General features: G+C 53.9%; 18 protein-coding genes. 11 read left to right on the plus strand and 7 right to left on the minus strand.

Annotation, left to right across the window (positions count from 1 at the left end; genetic code table 11):
- Positions 1–62: 62 nt before the first annotated feature.
- From IPM50_00005 to IPM50_00030, 6 genes are all read right to left on the minus strand, one after another.
- A complete protein-coding gene (locus IPM50_00005; GenBank protein ID QQS33004.1) occupies positions 63–482 on the minus strand; it encodes a hypothetical protein in 420 nt (139 codons plus the stop codon).
- The gene (locus IPM50_00010; protein ID QQS33005.1) at positions 479–922 is read right to left on the minus strand and encodes a hypothetical protein; all 444 of its coding nucleotides are present in this window, start codon (positions 920–922) and stop codon (positions 479–481) included. The genes IPM50_00005 and IPM50_00010 overlap by 4 nt, the downstream gene beginning before the upstream one ends.
- Before the next feature lie 114 nt (positions 923–1,036).
- Complete coding sequence (locus IPM50_00015; protein ID QQS33006.1) at positions 1,037–1,387, minus strand: hypothetical protein; 351 nt, start codon at positions 1,385–1,387, stop codon at positions 1,037–1,039.
- Between the two features lie 6 nt (positions 1,388–1,393).
- Entirely contained in the window at positions 1,394–2,656 is a 1,263-nt protein-coding gene (locus IPM50_00020; GenBank protein ID QQS33007.1) for a hypothetical protein, read from the minus strand.
- 27 nt (positions 2,657–2,683) lie between these two features.
- Complete coding sequence (locus IPM50_00025; protein ID QQS33008.1) at positions 2,684–3,475, minus strand: hypothetical protein; 792 nt, start codon at positions 3,473–3,475, stop codon at positions 2,684–2,686.
- Between the two features lie 167 nt (positions 3,476–3,642).
- A complete protein-coding gene (locus IPM50_00030; protein QQS33009.1) occupies positions 3,643–4,395 on the minus strand; it encodes a lytic transglycosylase domain-containing protein in 753 nt (250 codons plus the stop codon).
- Between the two features lie 249 nt (positions 4,396–4,644).
- Between IPM50_00030 and IPM50_00035 the strand changes: the two genes are divergently transcribed.
- The 7 genes from IPM50_00035 (at position 4,645) to IPM50_00065 (ending at position 14,984) form a co-directional block, all read left to right on the plus strand.
- A complete protein-coding gene (locus IPM50_00035; protein ID QQS33010.1) occupies positions 4,645–4,986 on the plus strand; it encodes a hypothetical protein in 342 nt (113 codons plus the stop codon).
- Positions 4,987–5,001: 15 nt separating this feature from the next.
- Positions 5,002–5,358 (plus strand): hypothetical protein, encoded by a 357-nt coding sequence (locus IPM50_00040; GenBank protein QQS33011.1) that lies wholly within the window; start codon positions 5,002–5,004, stop codon positions 5,356–5,358.
- Entirely contained in the window at positions 5,358–8,228 is a 2,871-nt protein-coding gene (locus IPM50_00045) for a hypothetical protein (GenBank protein ID QQS33012.1), read from the plus strand. The genes IPM50_00040 and IPM50_00045 overlap by 1 nt, the downstream gene beginning before the upstream one ends.
- Entirely contained in the window at positions 8,225–9,157 is a 933-nt protein-coding gene (locus IPM50_00050) for a hypothetical protein (protein ID QQS33013.1), read from the plus strand. The genes IPM50_00045 and IPM50_00050 overlap by 4 nt, the downstream gene beginning before the upstream one ends.
- 36 nt (positions 9,158–9,193) lie before the next feature.
- Positions 9,194–11,434 (plus strand): hypothetical protein, encoded by a 2,241-nt coding sequence (locus tag IPM50_00055; protein QQS33014.1) that lies wholly within the window; start codon positions 9,194–9,196, stop codon positions 11,432–11,434.
- A 225-nt stretch (positions 11,435–11,659) separates the two neighbouring features.
- Complete coding sequence (locus IPM50_00060; GenBank protein ID QQS33015.1) at positions 11,660–12,781, plus strand: ATP-binding protein; 1,122 nt, start codon at positions 11,660–11,662, stop codon at positions 12,779–12,781.
- Positions 12,768–14,984: a S8 family peptidase gene (locus IPM50_00065; GenBank protein QQS33016.1), complete on the plus strand. Its 2,217-nt coding sequence runs from the start codon at positions 12,768–12,770 to the stop codon at positions 14,982–14,984. The genes IPM50_00060 and IPM50_00065 overlap by 14 nt, the downstream gene beginning before the upstream one ends.
- A gap of 66 nt (positions 14,985–15,050) precedes the next feature.
- On the opposite strand, the gene IPM50_00070 is transcribed toward IPM50_00065, so the two are convergent.
- Positions 15,051–15,761: an SOS response-associated peptidase family protein gene (locus tag IPM50_00070; protein QQS33017.1), complete on the minus strand. Its 711-nt coding sequence runs from the start codon at positions 15,759–15,761 to the stop codon at positions 15,051–15,053.
- Positions 15,762–16,407: 646 nt separating this feature from the next.
- Here IPM50_00070 and IPM50_00075 point away from each other — a divergent pair.
- The 4 genes from IPM50_00075 (at position 16,408) to IPM50_00090 (ending at position 22,619) form a co-directional block, all read left to right on the plus strand.
- A complete protein-coding gene (locus IPM50_00075) occupies positions 16,408–17,526 on the plus strand; it encodes a hypothetical protein (GenBank protein ID QQS33018.1) in 1,119 nt (372 codons plus the stop codon).
- Positions 17,527–17,553: 27 nt separating this feature from the next.
- Entirely contained in the window at positions 17,554–18,510 is a 957-nt protein-coding gene (locus IPM50_00080) for a hypothetical protein (GenBank protein ID QQS33019.1), read from the plus strand.
- A 2-nt stretch (positions 18,511–18,512) separates the two neighbouring features.
- Positions 18,513–19,211: a hypothetical protein gene (locus IPM50_00085; GenBank protein ID QQS33020.1), complete on the plus strand. Its 699-nt coding sequence runs from the start codon at positions 18,513–18,515 to the stop codon at positions 19,209–19,211.
- A gap of 63 nt (positions 19,212–19,274) precedes the next feature.
- Positions 19,275–22,619 carry a strawberry notch family protein gene (locus IPM50_00090; GenBank protein QQS33021.1) on the plus strand — a complete coding sequence of 1,115 codons (3,345 nt, stop codon included), beginning with the start codon at positions 19,275–19,277 and terminating at the stop codon, positions 22,617–22,619.
- Positions 22,620–22,668 lie beyond the last annotated feature (49 nt).

The following is a 22,668-nucleotide window of genomic DNA, read 5'->3' on the forward strand; positions in this document are numbered from 1 at the left end:
CGAGACGCCTCGGATCCATCTGCGGCCTGTTGGGATCGTGAGGGATCATTTGTCGTCAGCCTCTACTTACGGGCGGCGTTCATCTCGGAAGAATTCTTTGGCAGGTCGGTCACAAGAACATACCCGTTCGCTCCGGCAGGTACCTCTATAAAAGTGTCTTCCTTACCATTCTTAAGAAGAGCAGTGGAAATGTCTTCCGACATCGCCTCCGAGCCTCGTCTAATCGGTTCCGACAAGATAACGGGGCCACCCGATCTTAAAGCTCCGACCGTACTGAGTACCGAGGATGCCGTTTCCTTCAGACCATCAAAGAACCGTGCCCACTGGCTTGTCAGTCTTCGCCGCTTGCCTTCGATTCCGGAAGCTCCATCCCTGCCGAGAAGCTCGCCGCCGAATTTCACGAGTTCACCGGATGCGGAATGATCAGACCGACGAGTAACGAAAGCTCGTACCGACTCGCCACCGCGAACGTTCCCGATCACCGTCGTTCCGGCAGGATACGAGTAACCTTCTCCTTCGATCGGCGTGTTAGTTCCAGTCGAACGATGCCGCCGGAATTCCGGAGCGTGTAAATAGAGCCGACAAGACGCACGGGCAGCAGTGTTCCGAAAGTTATTCCTTTGCGCGGAGCTTCTTCGACCGAAGCCGCCTGGATGCGAGTTTCCGAGGTTCTTTCGGGATCCGCTGCAACGGGCGGTTTTCTCGTTACTCCGAAGAAGAGCGAACGCCCGAGCGGTTCACTGGAACCATCGGTTCGCGAGATCGCGGGCGGAGTTTCCCTTTTCTGCATCGTCGGCTTCGGGCTCTCCGCATTATTGGTTGAGGGCAGCGATGTAAAGGGCGGTTCCTCGCGGGTCGCTGATGCTTTCATCGGCATTCCGACATTCTCGGAGACACCATTCACGGGGTCGCTTTCAGGCACGGATATTTCTCCCGGCGTACTTTGAAGATCTATCTGAGGAGATGGCGTTCCGGTTGCATTTGAGTCGCTTTCCCCTGATTATGCTGATGGCCATCTTCAGCTTTTCGTCTCCGGTTACGGGAGCGGCCTGCCCGTCCTTTGAGCATTTCGGCTCACGGGCTGTGCTTTCGATTCGGCGAACCATCCCAATCCGAAGAACCAGGAAACAGCGAATGCAAGGATCCCGACGAAGATCGCAAAACCGCAAACAGTCAGCATCAGCTGCCAACGGCGCTTCTTCGGCTTGCCCTTTTCTTCTACAGGATCGGCCTCTTCTACAGGATCGGCCTCTTCGTCATCACCATCCGATTCGACCTCCGGCGTTTCGTTCGTCGTCTCAAGCAGCAGCTTTTTCCGTGCGTCCTCGTCCTCGAATCCCGGAAGCGCTGTCGGGACGTCGTTCGATATTTGTGTATTCGATTCCATATTGTTTTACTGCCTTGTCGCGCGATTACTTAGAGATGAGGAAAGCGGTGCATCCGCCGCTTCGCGGTGAGCCACGAGGACGCGTATATGCTGGTTCGTTCCGAGGATCGGGGCCCTATAAACAAGCGCGTAATATACCGTTGATCCCGGCTGCACGAGTCCTTCGAGTGTTGTGGATTCGATGTATTGAGCATCCAGCCGCGAGGTTTGAATACTGTTCCCGCCCGCATCCGCCGTTTGAACCTGAAGTTCCGGTGAGCCGGAAACAAGTCTGAGATTGCCTGCTGTGACATTCCGCACGGCGGCGATGACCAGCCGGGTTTCAGAATCGAGTTCGGCAACGCGAGAAACGCCCAGTTCAAGCCCGGCCTGCGGCTTTGTCCATGAAGCGAGGTGCTTCTTCGAGTCGCGAATAGCCTCGGCCAGCTTTTTGTTGGCAAGCGTTGAGATCTCTGATTCCGTAACTTTCCGCCCTTTTTTCTTCTTTTCATTCGTCCTCCCGGCTTGGTTCAAGAGGGCATAGGCCGACTGTATCGGATGCTCAACCAAAGGTCTGCTTTCCGAAGTCTTCTCGTTTTCCTGAGCCGGACTTGGACCGATCAGCTTTGAAACCGCGCGTGAGTTCAGCGGAGCTGCCGTAGGCACATCTCCCCCGAGATCGTATGCGAGTCCCGCAGTTCTTCTTGCCGCGACCACCGCTTCGCGGTCATATGCGATTACGCAGCGATGGGCGTTCTTCTTAAGATTCGCGACCGGCACAAACTCCAATATGAGAACCAATCCCGATCGCATTTGAAGGCTTATGGCGGCTGCTGTCGAGCCGTGGCGGGACGGCAAGAACGATTCTCCCGGATAGACCGTTATCGACCTGTCAGTCTCTTTCGTAGGAGATTGAAAGACGGAAGCAAACTTCGGATTGCCTTCGTGGATGTAGTAGATACCATCCGAGGCCGGAAACTCGATGATCGAAACGGCGTTCTGTGCAAGTCCCAGCCGTATCACTGTTGGCTGTTTCGGATTGACCGTCACGCTGGCCTCGCCCGATAGATAATCGGATTCGGCCAGGTTGACGATCTCGACCGGTGCCGCCTGTGGAGACAGCTTCGCAGGACTTTCGGCGACCGGCTTGGAGGAGGTCTTGGGCTTGACCTTTCTTACGGCTTTTGGGTTCGGAAAGGACTTGGTCTGTCCGGCGGTATCCAGCCAGCCAAAAAGTAAAAGTGCAGGCATAAGTCCGGCAAGGACGAGTGTTGATATTTGTATGTTCATAAGATTGTTAAGCCGCGATTTCAACGGCTATTGATTCTCATTCGGGTTTGCACTTGAAGCGGCGGTCTCTGGTTCCGATTCATCCGCGATCAGCGTTATCGGTGCAACGGATTTTCCGTTCACGGGTTCGACACGAAACCGCAGGATGGTAAATCCCGTTCTGAGATTATTGTCGTTTCTTACAGGCGAAGAAGGGCTGTCTTTGAGCAGGAACTTGGCTTTGAGCTGCACTGATTCCTCCACATCCTGGCCGGCTGCTTTTCGGCGTATTTTTCTGACACCCAGAGCTCGGAGAACGTAAGGGTCGTTCTCATCGACGGTCAGGTCTTGTAGTTCCCATGAGGAGTTGACGCTTTCGACCTTTTCAGTCGCAAGCACGCCGTTCTGTTTAAGTCGCCCGGCCATCGCGAGCGAGAGATCGGGGTCGAGCATTCTTAGGAGCTTGTTCACCTGACTTTCCCGCGTCGATTGTTCGACTTCATACAGAGCGGTCAGGAACTCTTTGACGAGATACGTCTTATCTGTGCTCGTTGGAGTGTCCGGCGAGATGCTAACCGTTTCCGTCGAACCGTAGTCGCGGTTGTTCAGCTCGATGACTCTTCCCGACGACTTATCGACGACGATGCGATCCGCTTTCCGTAAGCTTAGGAAGATGTTGATTCCGACGCTCAAAGAAAGAACTATCAGGAGAATCCACAACGCTTTGAACAGCGAAGAGATCGTCACTATGTCATCGGGATCGCGGGTAAGGTAAAAGGACGATTGCAGCACATCGTCTTCGATATTCGACATTGTTGGTTCAGGTGTTTTATCCTTCATCGTTTTTTATCTCGGCCTATGCCGCTCGTATTGTCCGTTTCGCAAAAGTGATGCCAGAACAAAGTTCGAGGAAAATCGCGGAATATCATGGGATTGTTGAGTCTGCATGTGGAGTGAAATTAAGCCGGTGGTGCGTTTTCAATCCAGGATCACGCCAAATGCACCACTTACTTTTGCGGTTTAGTCACTCCGGCAAAAGTAGATCTTGCTTTCTGAACTGGAAGGCCTCGAAGGTCCGGAGTTACGATCACCGGCCCGTTCGCTTTGATGGGGTTCAGCTTGTTCGGACCTCTGCCGTCAACGGCAAACCGCCTGCCGGTTCGCGGATCATAGAGGACCAGTGTTGCAGCCTTATCCTCCGTATCTTCCTCTTTTGGAGCCACTCGTTCCTTAAGCGTAGGTAGTGTCGTTGCGTCGATATGAGCTTCAGTTGAAACTCCGCGAAACTTGCCCTGAGATTCCAGCCAGCGATAGACTTTCAAACCTTCTGAAACATAGTTGACAGTCTCCCGGTACGGTGGAACTCCACCCGTCGTTCGGCGTCCGGAAGGATTTATCAGCCTGCCGTTTGAGCGAACGGATTTCCCGTTCAGATAAGCCGAAACCGTGCCTTCGCCTGAGTTATAGGCGGCAAGAACAGAGTCAAGACGCCAGTTAAAAAGCTGTCCGAGATACCCTACATACTTAGCGGCGGCAAGGATCGACGCGTTCGGCTCATATGGATCGGCGAGTCCGAAACGCTTGGCCGTTGCGGGTATGAACTGCATCAATCCTTGAGCTCTCTTAGGGCTCGTCAGCCACGGCCTGAATCGCGTTTCGTTGTAGGCGATGGTCCAGAGGATCTTGGGATCGACGCCTTGCTTTAGTGCCGCATCGACGATCGCCTTCTCGAACAGAGCGGCGCGTGAAAACATGTCCATTCTCGAAAGTGTGGTCCTCGAAATTGCTCCGCGGGTCTGCCCAGAAGCCGGAAAGAAACCACCAAGAAAACCAAAAAGCAGTAGAGCAGCGGCAATGTAGTTTTGTTTTCGCATGAGGCGGGACGTTGGCAAGAGATGTGCCAGGGGAGCGTTTCGCTCGAACGGCACGGGCTTTGCAGAGCGAGCCAAACCATTGACGCTTTGCGGCGACTCGCGACGCGGCAAGAGACTTTTTCGATGAGGACAAGAATGAAAAAACTATTTAGACCTTTACAGCTCGCCGCCAGATCGATAGCTCCGCTTGCGGCCGTTCTGCTTTTCACAAACATCCTGCTCGCTCAGGGGCCGATCTTCACGGGCGATGCGAGCAACCTATCGAACATCATCCGCGAGGCTTTGAAACTGATGGCGATCATCCTGTTCTGCCTTGGCGCGGTAGGCATCGCATGGTCCATCTACAACAAGCTCACGGGAAAGGAGTGGGGCAACCAGGCCTTCGGCTCTCTGCTCGCCTTTGCGTTCGGAACTATCGTCGCCGTCTTCTGGCAACTCGCCCAGGGTCGCGGGGTTGGCATCGACACGAATTTCTAAACCGGAGGGACGCAAATGAAAAGACGGACTACAAGACCGAACGTGTTTCGCGGACTAAAGAGGTTTGGAGTTTACTCGACCGACTGGAAGTACATCCTGGTTCCGACCGCTATCGCTTACCTGATCCCGTTCCTGCTCGGGATATGGATCGGATATGTGCCGCTTGGTTTCCCACTTGGTTTGTTTACGTTTCTGGTACTGCTCGGAACGTTCAACTACCTGCGGTTGAGTAAACCCGAATTTTGGCTCTCGCAAAAGTTCGATTCGATGGCGGACGGAAATGCTTTCTTTAGGGCTCCGCTGAATTCAGAGCTGAAGACGTCCGATTGGATTAGCGATTACAAAGAACAGATCGCGATAAAGGAAAAATAATGGATACAGCAAATCTTTCATTCGCACATGTCGCGATCACACTCTTCGGCAGTTTTATGTTTGCCGGCATTGGGGTCGTCGTCGGAAGGCGAGTTTTACCAGCATTCATGCTTCACCGGGACGCGATTAAGAACCTGGCTCCGATAATCCAGCATGAATTGTCTAGGTCTGTTCCTGGCGAAAACGGCCGGCTCTTTCCTACTGAGATCGTCGGTCTCGAAGACAATATCATCCGTTACCGTGACGGGAGCTTTGGAAAGGCATATACGTTCGAACCGGCCAACACGTTGTACGACGACGGCCGCATCACCGAACAGCGTATCGACGATCTAAAGACGATCCTCAAATTCGATAAACCGCCGAACACTGTCATTCAGTTCCGGTTCGCCAACGCGGTAGATGACGGCCGCGTTCTAAAGGATCATCTTCGATCCCGCAACATTGAGAGCACCGATCCGATAGCTTCCGTCCTTCAGGCTACGAATCTTTCTCTCTACGAGGAAGCTATCAGGTCCGGACAGGTCATGCGACAAACCGCTTCCGTCTGGATACGCGTTCCTGTCCGCGACAAGGCCGACAGCAGCCTTGTCGGAAGTGCATTTCCTTCCGTTTTCCGAACTATACGGGAGAACGGTCTGATTCGGTTTCTGCGGGCACCTGTCATGAAGACCCGAAATTCTCTCGGGGAAGGAGTGGTGAAACGCGAACTCAAAGCCGAAAGGGACTGCCGGGCAAAAGCATCGCGCGTTTTCCAGGCGTTCGAGGCGAATTTTCCGAAGTCGCTAACCCTTCAGGAAATGGATGCGGACTTACTATTCGCGGCTCTTTTTGCAGGCCACCGACGCGATCACGCTGATGTTCCGATCCTTTCCATGAATGGGCGGGTAGATATCAGAAGGTATCTCGCGAGTACACGGATCGAAGCCGGTCAAGATCTGTTGGTCCGGCACAACGGCACCCCTGCAAGCCTCGTGAGCCTTAAGAGCTTGCCCAACGGTTTCGTCACCGCCGATGTGATGCGTTATCTCACCGCCACAAGGAACTTGTGTTTTCCGCACGAGATCGTCGTCGATTTGATGACGAACGAGAAACAGGCAGCGAAGAAGGACCTGCAAAAACGGATCGACCGGATCGAAAGCAGCCGCAATACGTGGCTCGGTTTTCGGAATCTGAAAAAGGACGCCGTGGTCATTAAGAGTAATCTCGAAGATCTGCTCGAACAGGTCGAAGCGGACAACGAGGAGATCTGCCGTGTGCGAATGAACATTCTTGTTTTTTCGAATCGGTCGAAGGGTGCGAAAGAAGCCCGACGCCAGCTGGAGATCCTCGATGACCGGTGTGATGCCGTTATCTCGGCTATCAGAAAGAAGATCGGGGCCGATGCGGTTCGCGAGGACGCCGTACGACAGCGGGCCATTTATCCGCGAATGCTTGCCGGTGAGCTTTCAGCGAAGCGGAACGGCCAGGAGTTGACTGAAACGGCTGATTCAGTTATCGCCTTCGTGCCGACCGAAACAAGCTGGCGAGGGAGCAAACGCCCGCACAGTATCTTCACAACACCCAACGGCCAGATGTTCGGCCTCGATCTCTACGACCGTGCATTGATCAAGTCACCGACCGTCATCGTCACTGCCGCATCGGGCGAGGGCAAATCTTTTCTCGCCTCGGTCTTGATCACCGATATTCGCGCCCATCGTGGGAACGTAAAGGTGCGCGTTATGGACTATCGCCATTCGTTCAAACCCATTTGCCGGCTATTTGGCGGGCGCCATATCGAATTCACCGAAAAAGACCCAAAGCCGATCAACATCTGGAACTATCCCGGCATCGAGAACGGCATCCAGCCCACCAAACGCCAGCTTGCGATGGTTCTGACCGACATTCTGATCCTGAGCAAAACGTCTAAGACGGACGCGATCACGAGCGCGATCGCGTCGACCGTCATCGATGAGGTCTACAAGATGGCTCTCGCGCGGAACGGCCACGGCCGGCCGAAGTTTCAGCCGATTCTCGGGCATTTCCTCGACATCCTCAAAAGCTATCACTGGAACGTGGGAGAGGAGCGTCAGGCGAATGAACTCTACCTTAAGCTCAACATCCATCGTAAGGACCCGTGGCTTAACGCACCGACGCACCCCGCATACGACGAACCTTCAATGTTCGATGTTTTTGAGCTATCCGGAATAAGCAGTCTTGACGAGAAGATCCGCGAGAGCATCGGTTTCCGCGTCAGCGCACAGATCATGCAGGAGATCGGCGAAGAGAATGCCCAGAATCAGAAGACGCCGATCTTGTTTTTATGCGACGAGATGCGTGAGATCAATCGCCATTTTCCGGCTATACAAGAACTCATCGCGGAGGCGACGGTCACGGGGCGCAAGGAAGGACTCGTTACGGTCCTTTTCTCGCAAGCGTATGAGCATTTCACCGGCACACCCGAGCAGCCGAACGTTACCGGGATCGATCTCGTGAAAAACTCCGGCGTGAAAATGATCGGGAAACAGATCGGCGGCTTCGACCGGCTCGCCGACGACTGCGAACTGGCACCGGAGACCATCGCCGCGATACGGGGGATCAGGAACCAATACGGCCGTTACACGCAATGGGTTTTCGTCATCGGGAGCGGTGCGGACAAGATCGTCCAGATGGCGGAGATCCGTCTGTCCCCCGCGATGCTTTGGGCGAACACCAACGACACGAACGAGGCAAACGCCCGGCGGCTTGTCGAGAATATTCGTCCGGATCTTCCACCGGAGATCATCGTCTCGTGGCTGGCTTCGAAGTATCCAAACGGATTGACCGCGGTCGGCCTCACGGAAATCTCCCCTATTGACCTTAATGAACTTAGCGGACTGGAGGTGACGGCATGACGGATAGGAACGGAACAGTTAGACAAATGATCCTTGGAGTTGTTCTTTCATCGATACTCATCGGCATCGATGTGCGCCCTGTTCAGGCGCAGTGGACGGTGTTCGATCCGTCGCAATACGCACTCCAAGTCGCGAAAAAGATCGAGGAAGCGGCTCGTTGGGTCGAGACGATCAACCACTATGTGCAGATGTACGAGAACGCCGTTAAGCAATACGAAAAGATGGTCGAGAGCGTCACGAACCTTCGAGGCATTCTGGATAAGGTCGACGAGCAGATCATGCGGCACAAGCAGTTGATAACGACCTACGCCACGCTAGGGCGCCTGATCCGCGGGACGTTCGAGTTGAAGAAACGAATCGAGGCCACCATAACGAGCCAGATCCAATCGGTCGTGAGTATCGCCCGGAGACTCAAGAACGGCATATTCGATATGGAAGCGAATAAACGCGACCTGGACGATTTTCTGCGCCATTCGATCGGGCGCAGTGCGGATGCCCATATGGCCAACCTCGAACGCCTCGCAAAGCTCGACTCCGAACTTGAGCGAATGCTCTTCGACCGCGAGAACATGCTTCTCGATCTCGCCAAACTCTACGAGGAACGGGAAAAGATCGCCGATGAAACACGGGCTATCTCGGTCAATCCATCCGCTAATCAGGACGGCGTCCAATCACTGATCGACCAGATGCTTGCCGTGAATCTGCGCATCACGACCGTCGAAGGTCAGCTCCGCGAGCTCGAAGCGAAGATACAAGCCAAGTTCATCGCCTACGGACTGAAGATCGAACAAATGACCGAGTTTGGGAAGGAGATCCGCCGCACCACCGAAATGATGACCGGCATCACTCGGGCTTCAGATGATTTTCTGCGCGAACTCGAAAGATACGAGATCTGGAACGACGAAGTTTACGACAATCCGCTTCCGTAGCAACAGTCCTAACCCCCCGGTTGAATAAGAAAAGCCATGAAAACCAACAGAATATCGCGCGGCACGGCTGCCGCACTCACGCTCCTGCTAACGTCCTTCCTCTTCGCCTGCCTCTTTACGACGACGGCGGCCGGTCAACGGCCGCCTCGTCCCCCGCGTCCTCCTCGGGTGGAAGGGCAGACCCCGATAGGAACGATGAACGGGCAGCCCGTGACGGCTAACGATCTGATCTTGACGATCAATCCCGATTCTCCGTTCATGCCCCCGCTCGACGGAAGCCCGGCACCGGTCCTGCAGCAGTTCGAAAACCAGTATCCCGCAAATCCTACTGCTACGCCGTCAGGTCCGGTCCTTCCTCCGAAACCTGTCGCACCGAGCTTTAGTGAGCAATTCACAAATCTTATGCGGACCGGGCAGGAATGGCTGTTCCGGTCGGTACTCGACACGATCATACGCCCGCTGATGCCGATCCTGACGTTCTTAGCGTGGATAATCGCCAGTTTCGTTCTTATTGTGGCGTTCATTCGCCGCTTTCACGACAATCGCGGTCTGGGACCTGAGCAGCTTGTCGCCTGGGGCATCCGTACGATCATCTTCATGGTCGTCATCGGGGCAAGCCCGTTCATCATCGACGCCCTCACTGTGACAGGAAAGTTCTTTGCCCGGCCGATACGCGGCTATAACCGTTCGCTCGTTGCCGAGTTCGACGAGAAGATGAAGCAGTATGTCAAGAACAACTTCGCGGTCGAGGATCCGGACGCTTTGCTCGCGGAACGACTCCCGAATGGAGAACCGGGACTCGTCGGCATCATCACCGATAAGGAGTCTTCGGTGAAAGACATCACAAGCGAGATGAACGTCCTCGGTTGGGATATGCCGCGCATGTTCACGTTCATGGTTATCGGGCAGAACATCATTAAGTTCGGTGCGATCTTCTTGTCCGTTGCGGGATTGTTCATCCTCATCGGGCTGAAGCTTGCAGCTCCCGTGCTTTCTGCATTCGGCTTTGATGAAAAGTTCGCGAACCAGATCTTCTACCCGTTCTGCTGGGGTGTCGCCACTTTTGCGCTCGCTTTTCCAATCGTTAAGGAAGTAACGCTTTATGTATGTTACGGGATCGGGTTGCTGGCTCTCTCGATCTACAACGGCGAGGCAGTATTTTCGCTTGATCCGACGACCGCGACGATCATTACGAACAACAATTACGATCCGGCTTCGAGTGCTCTCATAGTTACTGCATTATTTTTCGTTTCAAGTCTGTGCTTCATTCTGGTTCCGTGGCTGAGCTATCGAGTGCTTCGAGGACAGGTGTACGAAGGAGTATCGCAGGTCTCAATGGGATGGATGCTTTCATCGTTAGGCACTGCTCTTGAAACATACGGCCTTGTGGCGGGGGCCGCTTTGCACCGTCAGGCGGAGAACACGCAGATACAGGGGATCTACAACGCGGAACAAACCGCCGCGAGGAAAGCTCTCGAAGCTGCAAACCAATCGACGGAGGCGAGACTGGTTTCGTCCGTTGCCGGAGTCGAAGGCGGTCTCGTGACCAGCCTCGGGCAGATCCGCGCCAATCAGGTGACGCAGACTCTTCTTGCCGAAGCCAACAAGACATTCGGAATCGCGAGCAGTTCGGCTGCCACACGCCGTGAGATCACCGGCACGTTGGCTGAGGCGGAAGGTACTCGTGAGGGGCGGACGTTCGATGGCTGGAAAGAGACCGCCCTACGTGGCCAGAACAACCTTGAGCGGTTTGGAATGAAGACGTATGAATTCACGCCCGGAGGTTCGTCGATCGCTGGGACTTCCGTTCCGATACGCACCGGACAGGAACTCTTCGATTGGGCGCGTGATAAGCACCCGATACAGGAAGTGAACAAGCGGATGGACTCCACTACCCGTGATACCGTTGCTCTGCAAAACAACAACACCCAGATCGTCGCCGACAAAAAGATAGACGCGTCCAACACGTATCAGGGCGACATCAACAAAGCCCTTGAGAGTCAGGCATCCGAAAGTATCGCCGCGATTAACCGCGGAAGTAGCATCGCCGCACAAAGCAGCCGTCAGGGCGCAGGAATTCAGCTTTCCGGGATTCGGCGCTCTGCAGATCTCGAAAGGGGAGCGAATCAACTGAACTTTGAAGGCCGAAGCGAAGCCGCTTCAATAAACCAGACTGCGGCAATGGAAGCAGCCCGCCTGCGGATGGTCTCGACCGTCGTTACTGGGTTCTTTAGAGATATGGACCGGCGATTGGAAGAAATGAAACCGAAGTACTAAAGACCAAAATGAAGGGGGGCGACAATGCCCGTCCGATTGGAACCCCCGAGCCGAAGCCATCCTGCAGTCAATAAGACCGGATCGAGCCTGTGCGGAAAGTTTGTCAATAAAAGCCTCGTCGAACAAGCGGCGAGGTTTTTTCGCTGCACAAACAGCCGCTTGACACATCTTGCTGTTTAAGATTATCCTACTTTCGTTTAATCTTTAGACCAAATCGTTTACACAATGGAATATCTTTCGGAAATACTGGCCTTGGCCGAAGCCGGGTCCACCGGCGATCGAAAAAAGGCTTTTTCATATGCCTCTTTGCTCGCCGACAAGTTAGAAAAAGCTGGAGAACTCAAGGCCGCAAAGAGGCTACGCCGAATTCTGCAGGGCAGCAATCGCGGATCAATTGTAAATCTCGAACGCATGCCTGTCGATTCGGAATCACGCCTCTCGCTCGCCGATGAAAGTTTTATTTTACCCGAGCAGGTTGATGTCTTCTTTAGCGACTCTGTTATGGAACAGATCGAGGAATTCATCATACATGCCGGAGCCGCGGATAAGTTTTTGGCGGCCGGTCTCGAATTGTCCTCATCCCTACTGTTGTTCGGTCCGCCCGGCTGTGGAAAGACAGAACTAGCGAGGTTCATCGCAGGTCGTCTTGGCCTGCCATTGATGACCGCCCGGGTTGACACGCTCATTTCTTCCTTCCTAGGCAGTACGTCAAAAAATATTCGCCTGTTGTTTGACCACGTCGCCGCAATGCCCTGCGTTCTCCTTCTTGATGAATTCGACGCGCTGGCAAAACTTCGGGACGATCGGCTCGAACTTGGGGAGCTCAAACGCGTTGTGGTGAGTCTGCTCCAAAATTTGGACAAACTGAGCCCCGAAAGGGTACTCATCGCCGCGACGAACCACGAGCACTTGTTGGATCCCGCAATCTGGCGCCGGTTTGCCTATCGAGTTCATATTCCGCTGCCAAATACTATCGCGAGGGTTCAAATGTTTTCGCATTTTCTAGAACTCGACCCGGCAAGTCGCGAGGTGGCCAAACTTGCCGAGGCGGCGAACGGATTGTCTGGATCCGACATTAAGCGAATCTGCGATCGGGCCCGGCGAATTGCACTTGTAGAGCAGGACGAACGGCGCGGAGTTATCGAGGCTTTCAGGGGTGTGCTCTTACAGGCAGTTGGTAATACCGAAGATGCTACGCCTAGTGACCTAATACTTCGCGCTAAAGATTTATCTCCCGACGTTTACTCCCACCGCATCCTAGGGGAAATCTTTGAGATGACCCCCGGAAACATCACGCACATACTGAGGCGTCACGGTTCAAAGGAGAGTAGCAATGAAAGAAAATAAACTTCCAATAAAAGTCGTGCCAACCCTTGAGCAAGACTTCTATAAACCTGATGCCGGCGGAGGTCCCAAAAAAGTCTTTGGAGAAGTCACGCGAGAACGGCGACAGGGATTGTCGGCCCAGGTGTCGGACATAAAAAGCTATTATACCGCCGCCTTCAGGGTACATCCGGATATTCCGGCTGTCGCCAGGGTTAGGGTTCGTCCAGAAGCAATCGCAAAAAGTCACCGCCCTTCAAGTCTGCTTAGCACCGACACGTGTCCCGTGATTGGGGTCGAAGGCATGGGCGAACTATTGGTAAGTGTCACACCGTCCGGATTGGATAGACTTGCGAACCGAATTGAGCGTGACGAGACGAAAACCGGTCTCGCTAATATTTCCACCCTCCTCGAGATAAATCCGTATCCACCAAGTGTCGAGCCCGTCGAAGACGACATTGCGAAAGTTAAGCTATTTTCGCACCATGATCCAGGCGTCGACGCGGCTGTTGACCGAACGTTCAGGGGGATTCTAGCCCGGTTCGGTCTCGTGAATCCCATCGAGCTGCGATACGGTAAAGGTCTTAAAATCTTTAGCGTTACTCGGCCAGGACCAGATCTGATCGAAGTACTGCGCAGCTTCGTAGGAGTCCAGAGCGTTGGACCATTTCCGATTTACCAACCAGTTAGGTCGGCCGCCATTCCCGTACGAACAATCGTAGCGGCAGATTTTCCTCTGCCACGAGCGGAAGTTAAGTATCCGGTGGTAGGAATCATCGATTCCGGCACGAGCCCGTCCGACCCGTTTATCGACCCTTGGCGAGTCGCACGCGAAGTGTATGTCCCGCCGGCGGATCAAGACAATAGTCACGGCAGCTTCGTTGCCGGCCTTGTTGTCAACGGCAGATCACTCAACCACGACGATGCGTCGTTTCCGTCGTGCTCGGCAAAATTCGTCGATATTGTTGCTCTTGGGAGTAATACTCGTGAGGACGAGCTTCTTACTCGAATTGAGGATGCGCTTGGGAAACATCAAGATGTTAAGGTTTGGAACCTTTCCCTTGGTACGGATGCAACGGTGGACGATCGGGCCTTCTCCGACTTCGCGGTCGCGCTCGATCGACTGCAGGATCAGTTCGGGGTAACGTTCATACTTGCGGCGGGAAACTATCTCAAGCATCCGTACAGGGGCTGGCCGCCAGATAATCTTGGTGATGCGGATCGCATCTGCGCACCCGCAGATTCAGTCCGTTCGGTAGTCGTTGGCTCAATTGCCCACCGTGAGCATGCTACGTCACGTGTTAAGAGTGGTGATCCTTCGCCGTTTTCCAGGCGCGGTCCCGGGCCGCTGTACTTGCCTAAGCCGGAGATAAGTCATCTAGGCGGCAATTGCAGCAGTGCAGGAGCTTACAGCCAGATCGGAGTCTTATCGACGGATGGCCGGAACAACGTCGCGGAAGATATCGGCACTAGCTTCGCCGCGCCTTTAGTAACGGGCTTGTTCGCTCATGTAAATAACGAAATTGTAGGAGGAAATTCACAATTGATTACGCGAGCCCTGTTAGTGCATGCCGCAGCCTTACAAGCTGGGAAGCTGGATCCGCATGAGCTTCGGTATCGGGGCTTTGGGACTCCGCCGGACTGGTCGGAGATTCTGGCATGTGAATCTTGGGCCTGCACTATGATTTTTGACTTTGAGGTTCCGCCGAAGGTCTGTTACGAAAAGGCGATCTTTCCGATGCCACCGTCGCTTTTTGCTGCCAACGATGTTTTGAAGGCAAACATATTGATGACATTGGTTCATCAGTCCGTGCTGGATGCATCGTTTGGTTCCGAGTATTGTCGCAGCAACATAGATGTCTCCCTGGGCACGTATCTCATCGGCAAGGATGGTAAGTATCACCAAGTGAAGCAGGTCCCCGCAGATCCAGCACTCACGGGAAGTGCTTATGAGACCGACTTGGTTCGCCACGGGTTTAAGTGGTCACCGGTCAAGGTGTATCGGAGAGAAATGGTCAGAGGTGTGAGCGGCGCGAAATGGCGCCTGGATTTGTCATTGCACCATCGAAGTGGGTTTGTGCCCACGCAAACCGAGCGGGCAGTACTTATAATCACCGTGGCAGACCCGGCACGCTCCGCACCGGTTTACAATGAGATGGTGACACAGATGAATAGTTTTGGTTGGCTGGCGACAGACTTGCAGCTACGTAGTAGAATCCGCTCGTAAGACGCTCTACGTCCTAGAATCGAAGAGATCGCTTTCCTAGAGCGCCAAATTCAACATAACGCGGCATCATCCGAACAGAGATCCCTGAAGGATCTCTTCGTCCTTTTTGGCTATGGACTCCTCTTGTGCTTTTTGTTTCGCCGGTGGATTTTCTTCGGGATAGAGTTTTTCGAGTGTATCGGGCATCTCGTTTGCGATCATCTCGCCGGTGTATGGCACGAGCAAATCACGGTTCCCATTCAACAGCCATTCTTTCTGAGCGTCCTTGCTATCAAGGATGACAGGCATTGCCTGCGGGTGTATGGGCAGCATGAAGTCGTTCGATTCGACAGTAAAGGTCGCGAAAGAAAATCTGGGCGATCCGTTCTCAAACCATCTACTCCATAGTCCGGCGATCGCATACGGCTGGCGGTCGGCTAGCATGATTTTGACCGGCGGGATTCCTCTGCCCTTTGTCGGCCATTCGTAAAAAGCATCGATCGGAAATATGCATCGCTTGCCTGATTTCAGCAGCGGCGGCCACATTTTTCTCTGATCCATCGAATCGACGCGAATATTGAATGCGGGAAACTTCGCTTCGAATTCCACTGCGTTGTCCCACTGACACCACCAGTTTGCTTTTACGGTTGCAACCTGTCCTTTCGATAGATGCGTGACGATATTGGTCTCCTCAGTAGGCCTGATATTTCGGCGCGGAGTGAATTGCTCCGGCATTTGCCAGCCGTAAACCCGCTCGAAATATCTGTCAACTTCTTCCTGCGATGCTCGTCCACACATAGTCCTAATTCTACCTTGGATTTAACTCTCCCGCATCCGAGGCATATGCCGGATGCGGCGGCGGATTGAAATGGGCCTGATCTAAATGCCAGAGCAATATGTCTCGCGCCTCTTCGTTTGTTCTGGGATAAGAAGCCCAACTGCATCTATGGCACTTCGCTTCGAAGTTCTGGCTGGGTGTGAGTGCACTCTTAACTTGAACAGGGCCGATGAACGTTCCCTCAAAAAGCGGTCGCCAGATTTTCTTCGATAGCTTCCTTGCCATTTTTTCTAAACTCAAGATTTTTTTACATACAGTTCAGGTCGAAGGACCTTCATTGCCTCGTAATACGCCCACGCAAAGCTCGCTTTGTTGTGGAGGCCTTTCATAACATTCATAGGCAATTGCTTCTCACACCTGTCGCAAAAGACTTGAATGCTCCGCTGTCTCCAACCTCTACAGCTCGGACAATGCTTCGAATCAAAGGCGGCTCGGAACGCCACTTCCCGTTCATAAGGCCCAATCTTCATCGGAAGGATATTTTACTGCTAAACGGGAGTGCGTTGCAAGTGTGAAACATTTTTGCACCAACGTCGAACACGCTGGAAACCAGCCGTGAACCTATAAAAACAGGCTGCAGACAGTTCGTAGGGATACGGAAAGGGAATGATAGCTACCGGATACAAGAGGGTCTCAAAGAAACGCCCGTGCGGTATCTGCGGGAAGCCGGATTGGTGCAGTACGACCGCAACGGAAACTATATCGTTCTGCGCTCGGTCTACTCTGAATGCCGATCGCGTCAGCCGACACGGCTGGGGAGTGTTTTACCATCAGGATTCCGGTTTCGATTTCAATTTCAACCGAACCTTCTCCGGAACTTCGAAACGGAAGAAAACGCGGGCTTCAAAACTTCTCGCTCCGCCCCCGATCCTAGATACGGTCTATCGAAAGCTCATCGAATTGTCACCCGCATCCTCCAATTACGAGATCGTGAACGGGCGAGGCGGTCTATTGGAAAGAGGGATAGACGATCTCTCTCTGTACGGAAGCCTCCCGAGACTGGTAAATGAGCGGCGGGTATTAGTTGAGCGGCTCGTCGAAGCGCTGGCCAAAGGAGGAATTCGTTCCTTTCAAGGGATACCCGGGTTCTGGAAAAATTCGAGCGGGTCGTTGCGCCTCTGGGGCGAGCAGGATTCGTTCGATGACTTAATGCTGATCCCGTTCGTCGGAAGTGAAGGGCTTATTCGCGCTTGCCAGATACGGTTCATGAGATATGTGAGGAATAAGTCGGGGCGCTACGTCTGGCTTTCCTCGTCAAAAGAGCGAACCGGCTGCGGTCCGGGGGCTCCTTTGCATCACGCCAATCCCGGTTCACGGTTAAACAAACCTGTTCTGGTCACGGAAGGAGCACTGAAGGCGGCAACGGCGCAGACGCTCTTAACTGACAGATATGTCGTTGGCAACAGCGGCGTCGCAACCGCTCACCGCGAGATCGTCGAGACTGCAAGGGGACGAGCATTGGAGATCGCATTCGACAATGACAGCCTTACCAATCCCCACGTAGCACGAGCGCTAGCGGCGTTAGTTAGGCTTCGCCGCTCAGATCAGAATTCTTATGCATATAACGATGACGTCCGGATCGTGGCTTGGGATAAACGCATCAAGGGCTTGGACGATGCATTACTCACCGGCACTCCCCTGAAATATCTCACCGTAGCCGAATGGCTCAAATATCTAACCCCGGAATGTCTTGAGCAGGCGAGTGGTCAACTATCTTTCGCGTAGAGCGGAAACAAGCGGCTGGCAGAAAGTATGATGTGTCAGTCGGACAAAACCCCTAGCATTCCTTTAGGCCTGATCGAACAGATCGCCGCGATCATCGATTCGGGGAAACAGCTAAATAATCGTGAGCTGCTGACGAATTGTCGGGATGCCGGAGTAGATAACTTCGCGACCGATCCGCATCTATGTCATGAGATAGCGGAAACAGCAATTAACTACCTCATATCGACAAAGTACGGGAAACCACTGTTGTCTTCGGACGATCCCCGCAGAGCGTGCACCGAAATACTCAGACCGCTGCAGGAGAGTCTCCCGACCCAATCGTGGGGTAGCGCGGCTCAGTTAGCTTATCAGCAGTTTTCTACGCCGGGATGCATTGCATACTTCGCTGCATTCCTGTTGGATCTAAGCGGCGGAGATAGCCTTCTCGAACCGTCTTGTGGTACGGGTAGTCTTGCCGTGTGGGCGCGCGCGGCGGGAGCGACCGTCGTAACGAATGAGATAGATCCAAGGAGACGGCGGCTTGCCGGGCTTATCGGTTTCGACCCGACCGGTCACGACGCTGAATTCATCGATGACCTCCTGCCTGGAACTATTGTGCCGAACGTGATTCTCGCTAACCCGCCGTTCTCATCGAGCGGCGGACGAGTCGACAGGAACCAAAACAAATTTGGATTTCGGCATGTCGAATCCGCTCTTCGACGTCTTGTAGCCGGAGGCCGGTTCGCGGTCATGCTCGGCGAAGGGGGATCGCCCGGAAGTGTTTCGGGAAAGCGGTTTTGGGATTCGATGTCGCCCGGCATTCGGATTACCAGATCTATCAGCCTCCCTGGCCGCGAGTATTACAGGAACGGCACAACGGTAGGCGTAACTTTGATCCTCGGCCGGAAATTATCCTTTAGCGAGGCCGAAGGCGAGATTCTCTTTAACCATCACCAGAACGTCAACAGCGTCGAGGACGCCTTTAAGACGATCGGATCCAAATAGCCATGAATTATCAGCAACTGCACGAAGCCGTTAAGAGCGGCTCGGTCGTTGGCGCCGTCGATAACGACGGCAAGAAGCATCGATTCTTTATTTCGGATGGCGGCAGCTTGTGCCGTTTCAAACCACGCAGCAGCCGTCGCGGATATACCGTGTATGAATCGGATCTTGCGATCTACTCACGATTCATATCTTCCAAGCCTCCACAGACGGGCGAGGAGAAAATCAGGAAAGAATACCGACTCATCGAAAAGTACAAGCGGATGGCGGGTGAGGCGAGCTTTTCGAATCCATTCATCCGCGACTGTCTTGCGCTTCCGGATATCGATGCGTGGCGAAAAGACCTGGTTGAACCGAATTCCTGGGAAACAGGTAAGAGTCAACGCCCCAAGACGCTCTACGAACTGCATATCACGACGGGGACCAATATCGACGGCAAGGTGATCTCGTTGAACCGGATCGCTAAAAAGTACCCGCGTGAGATCGAACGCCTTCGCGAAGCTATCCGAATGAGGTCAGCCGGTGCGTTCATCACCGGCCGCTGGGCGAAATTCGCCGGGTATGACATATCGATCGAAACCGATCTCAACACCGAGACCGGAGACTTTCGCGGCTTCCTGTCGCTCGAATACGCAGGCTGCGGCAACGGTTACTATTACCTGCTCATCAACGACGAAAACTTTATCGGTTACGACGTCGATTGACAGCGCGCGGAAGGGGACACCAGCACAGCCAGACCTCGATTCGATCTTCAATTCAAATAGAAAATGTTATCAAGCTACCAACATGCGGTCGGCGAGGCTGCGCCTGTCTCAACCACAGCTACGGCAGTTGCTCCCACAGTTTCAGCCTCATCTGACGAGCCGCAATCCGATCAGTCGATAGTTGCCTACAAGCCGCGATTCGTTCTTGGCGGAGCACCACATCCCGGTGTCATCGTCGAGCCGCCCGGTCTAGCGAATGTCGAACCTCCGCCGATCACTTATCACCCTTATCTTCCTACGGAACTCTGCAACAGCGGCAGACTCTCCGCCATGCAGGTCGAGAGGATCATCTATGCGGGGCAGGCCCACGAGCAAAGACTTGCAGATGGCTCCCGGGCGGGCATCAGCATCGGCGACGGGACCGGCACGGGTAAGACAGCCACTCTTGCCGGAATAATCCTTGATAACTGGTTCCAATGCAGGCGACGAGCGGTTTGGTTCTCGGTAAAAGCCGATCTTATCGAAGCTGTATCCGACGAATTTGCACGGCTGGGACTCACTCCGCCGATCAAGCTGATCAACGACTTTCCCACGGATGGCGACATCGATATCAGCGACGGCATCGTCTTCTGCACCTATCGTTCTCTGATAGCACGCTCCAAGTCCGGTAATCGCCGCATCGATCAGCTGACCCGATGGCTCGGAAACAAAGGCGTTATCATCTTCGACGAGGGCCACAGAGCGAAGTACGCATTCGCCGACGATCGCGGAAAGTCCACCCAAACCGGGGCGGCCGTCCTTGAGATCCAAGACCCGGAGAAATATCCCGATTATCGCGTTGTTTATTCATCCGCCACCTCGGCGGGAGAAGTGCGGCATCTGGCATATATGTCCCGCCTTGGACTTTGGGGAAACGGGACAAACTTTCCTCTGGGGTTCGAGCAGTTCGCCGAGGAGATCGAATCCGGAGGTGTTGGTGCGCTTGAGATGGTCTGCCGCGACCTGAAGGCCATGGGCCGGTATCTCTGCGGCAACCTGAGTATGGGGATCGATCCGAAATCAGGTCTTGCCGTCGAATTCCGTGAAGTTACTCACTGGCTCACTCCTGCTCAAAGGCAAATGTACGACAACATGGCCCAAGGCTGGCAAGAGGTCTTTCGAAATATCCACCGGGCATTGGATATTACCAACTCTGGAAAGGCGACTCGAGCACAGGCCGTCAATCAATTCTGGGCCGAGCATCAGCGGTGCTTTAGAAATCTGATCACAGCTTTCAAAGTACCGACCCTGATCCGCGAGATCGAAGATGCTCTCGGACGAAAGGAATCGATAGTCGTCTCGATAACCGGCACTGGCGAGAGCCAGACCAAGAAGCAGATCGAGCGGGCCGCAGACCAGGATGAAGCTCTCGACAGTCTTGACTTTAGCCCACGTGAGACCCTGACCCGGCTTGTTGCACAATGCTTTCCAACGGCCTGCTTTCAGGAACGAACAAATCCATACAGTGGAACCATCGAATATATTCCTGTTCTCGATACTGACGGCAATCAAATTGAGAGCCGTGCGGCATTGCAGCTGAGGGCCGAACTGCTTGATAAACTTTCCGTCCTTGAAGTGCCGGAGCATCCGCTCGATCAGCTTGTTAACTACTTCGGCGTGGAGAACGTCGCGGAGATGACGGGCCGGAAGAAGCGTCTCATCCGAACAACTTCGGGCACGCTCGAGTATCGCCCCCGCCAGCTTGCCGGCGTTCCGTCGAAGCTGATCAACCTTCACGAGAAGAACGCGTTCCAGAACGGAGACAAGCGGATCGCGATCATGTCGGAGGTCGCATCGACCGGCGATAGCCTTCACGCCGGAGAGCACGCGGGGAATAAACAACGCCGCCTCCACATCGCCGCCGAACTGAAATGGTCCGCCGACAAACAGATCCAGGACTTCGGGAGAACCCATCGAACGGGCCAAATGTTTCCGCCGGTCTATCTGCTTGTCTTCACTGAGTTGGGCGGCGAGAAGAGGTTCTCGGCAACGATCGCCCGCAGGCTCGGAAACATGGGAGCTCTGACCAAGGGCGACAGGAAGGCAGAGAAGGCAGGCAATCTTGATAAATACAATCTCGAATCGAAGGAGGGCCGTTCGGCTTTGAACGTAGTTCTAACCGGGATCATGCGAGGTGTTGAGATCGAAGGGATTGAAGATCCGAAACAGGCACTGCGGGACATGGGGCTTATCCGAAATACCGATGACGGCGAAGTAGTTCCCGATAGTGAGAAGACGAACATCCCAAGGTTCCTGAATCGTCTTCTATCACTGGAAGTGGATCGTCAGAATACTCTATTCGATCATTTCTATTCGACGTTCCTTGAGACGATCGAGTACCTGAAGCAAAACGGAAAGCTCGATGACGGGATGGAGGACCTGAAAGCCATTTCCGTCGAGATCGCCGAACCGCCGCAGGTTTTACACGCTGATGCATTGACTGGAGCGAGAACGGTCTATTACAAGCTCGAGCTTAAAATAGCCACTAAACCTGCACGATACTCGGAGTTGTCGGAGAGCGGTGTTCACCAGTTCTTTCAAGACAGACGCGATGGATCATTCGTTGCCGTTAGGCGAACCCTCTCGCACACCGATCCCGAAACGGGTGAAAGGTATCAGATGTTCTCGATCTCGAAACCCGAAGGCCGGAATCTCTTATACATCCGCGAGAGCGAACTAAACCAGAAATATCGCATCGTTCCTAAAACCAAAGCAGAGTCATGGTGGCTCTCGGAAGAAGCCAAGATTCCTCCGTATGAACAAAGGACGGTGCATCTTCTGAGCGGAGCGTTGCTCCCGATCTGGAAGTATCTCAAGACTCTAAGCCATGACGCTCTCAATATCGTCCGAACGACGACCGATGATGGCACCAGACTCGTCGGTGTGAAGATCGCTGAAGAATGGCTTCGCGACCTTTTCCGCCACTTCGGCCTGCGCTCCGAGGTCCCGGCAACCGCGCCGGAGGTGCTCCGCATAGTCGACTTTGAGAACAACACCGCGCATCTCACCGGAGATATCCGGATTAGAACGACACGGTTTCAGGGACGTGTTCTCACCGAGATATGTCCTTCGACGTTCGAACAGATCCGCGAGCTTCGAGGAATGGGGCTAATTAATATCGTACAGAACGGGAAGCAGCGCTTCTTCCTGCCCGAGCAGTCCCCAAGTTCTTACTTGGAACCAGTCCTTGCATTGTACCCGCCCAAATCCACCGACATCGATTTCCTGCCAGAGCTGCGTACCGAGTTTCAGACTCTCGAAAAAGAACAACCGGCCGAGCTTCCCGAATGGCTACTGGAACCGGATGCTAATTCCATTCACGCTTTGGCTGTACCTATGGAGTTGCCTGGAGTATTCGAGGGTATGTAGTGTTGAGGGTAGCAATAAACAAATCACCGAAGTCCGATTGAGCAAGAAG

The sequence above is a fragment of the Acidobacteriota bacterium genome (assembly GCA_016700075.1).
Taxonomy (GTDB): domain Bacteria; phylum Acidobacteriota; class Blastocatellia; order Pyrinomonadales; family Pyrinomonadaceae; genus OLB17.

Bases quoted from the DNA above. Each gene is read 5' to 3' on its own strand.
- IPM50_00080 (QQS33019.1), top strand. From the start codon at position 17,554: ATGATGTGTCAGTCGGACAAAACCCCTAGCATTCCTTTAGGCCTGATC.
- IPM50_00060 (QQS33015.1), top strand. From the start codon at position 11,660: ATGGAATATCTTTCGGAAATACTGGCCTTGGCCGAAGCCGGGTCCACC.
- IPM50_00055 (QQS33014.1), top strand. From the start codon at position 9,194: ATGAAAACCAACAGAATATCGCGCGGCACGGCTGCCGCACTCACGCTC.
- IPM50_00035 (QQS33010.1), top strand. From the start codon at position 4,645: ATGAAAAAACTATTTAGACCTTTACAGCTCGCCGCCAGATCGATAGCT.
- IPM50_00065 (QQS33016.1), top strand. From the start codon at position 12,768: ATGAAAGAAAATAAACTTCCAATAAAAGTCGTGCCAACCCTTGAGCAA.
- IPM50_00085 (QQS33020.1), top strand. From the start codon at position 18,513: ATGAATTATCAGCAACTGCACGAAGCCGTTAAGAGCGGCTCGGTCGTT.
- IPM50_00025 (QQS33008.1), bottom strand. From the start codon at position 3,475: ATGAAGGATAAAACACCTGAACCAACAATGTCGAATATCGAAGACGAT.
- IPM50_00030 (QQS33009.1), bottom strand. From the start codon at position 4,395: ATGGACATGTTTTCACGCGCCGCTCTGTTCGAGAAGGCGATCGTCGAT.
- IPM50_00090 (QQS33021.1), top strand. From the start codon at position 19,275: ATGTTATCAAGCTACCAACATGCGGTCGGCGAGGCTGCGCCTGTCTCA.
- IPM50_00040 (QQS33011.1), top strand. From the start codon at position 5,002: ATGAAAAGACGGACTACAAGACCGAACGTGTTTCGCGGACTAAAGAGG.
- IPM50_00045 (QQS33012.1), top strand. From the start codon at position 5,358: ATGGATACAGCAAATCTTTCATTCGCACATGTCGCGATCACACTCTTC.
- IPM50_00015 (QQS33006.1), bottom strand. From the start codon at position 1,387: ATGGAATCGAATACACAAATATCGAACGACGTCCCGACAGCGCTTCCG.
- IPM50_00075 (QQS33018.1), top strand. From the start codon at position 16,408: ATGATAGCTACCGGATACAAGAGGGTCTCAAAGAAACGCCCGTGCGGT.
- IPM50_00070 (QQS33017.1), bottom strand. From the start codon at position 15,761: ATGTGTGGACGAGCATCGCAGGAAGAAGTTGACAGATATTTCGAGCGG.
- IPM50_00020 (QQS33007.1), bottom strand. From the start codon at position 2,656: ATGAACATACAAATATCAACACTCGTCCTTGCCGGACTTATGCCTGCA.
- IPM50_00050 (QQS33013.1), top strand. From the start codon at position 8,225: ATGACGGATAGGAACGGAACAGTTAGACAAATGATCCTTGGAGTTGTT.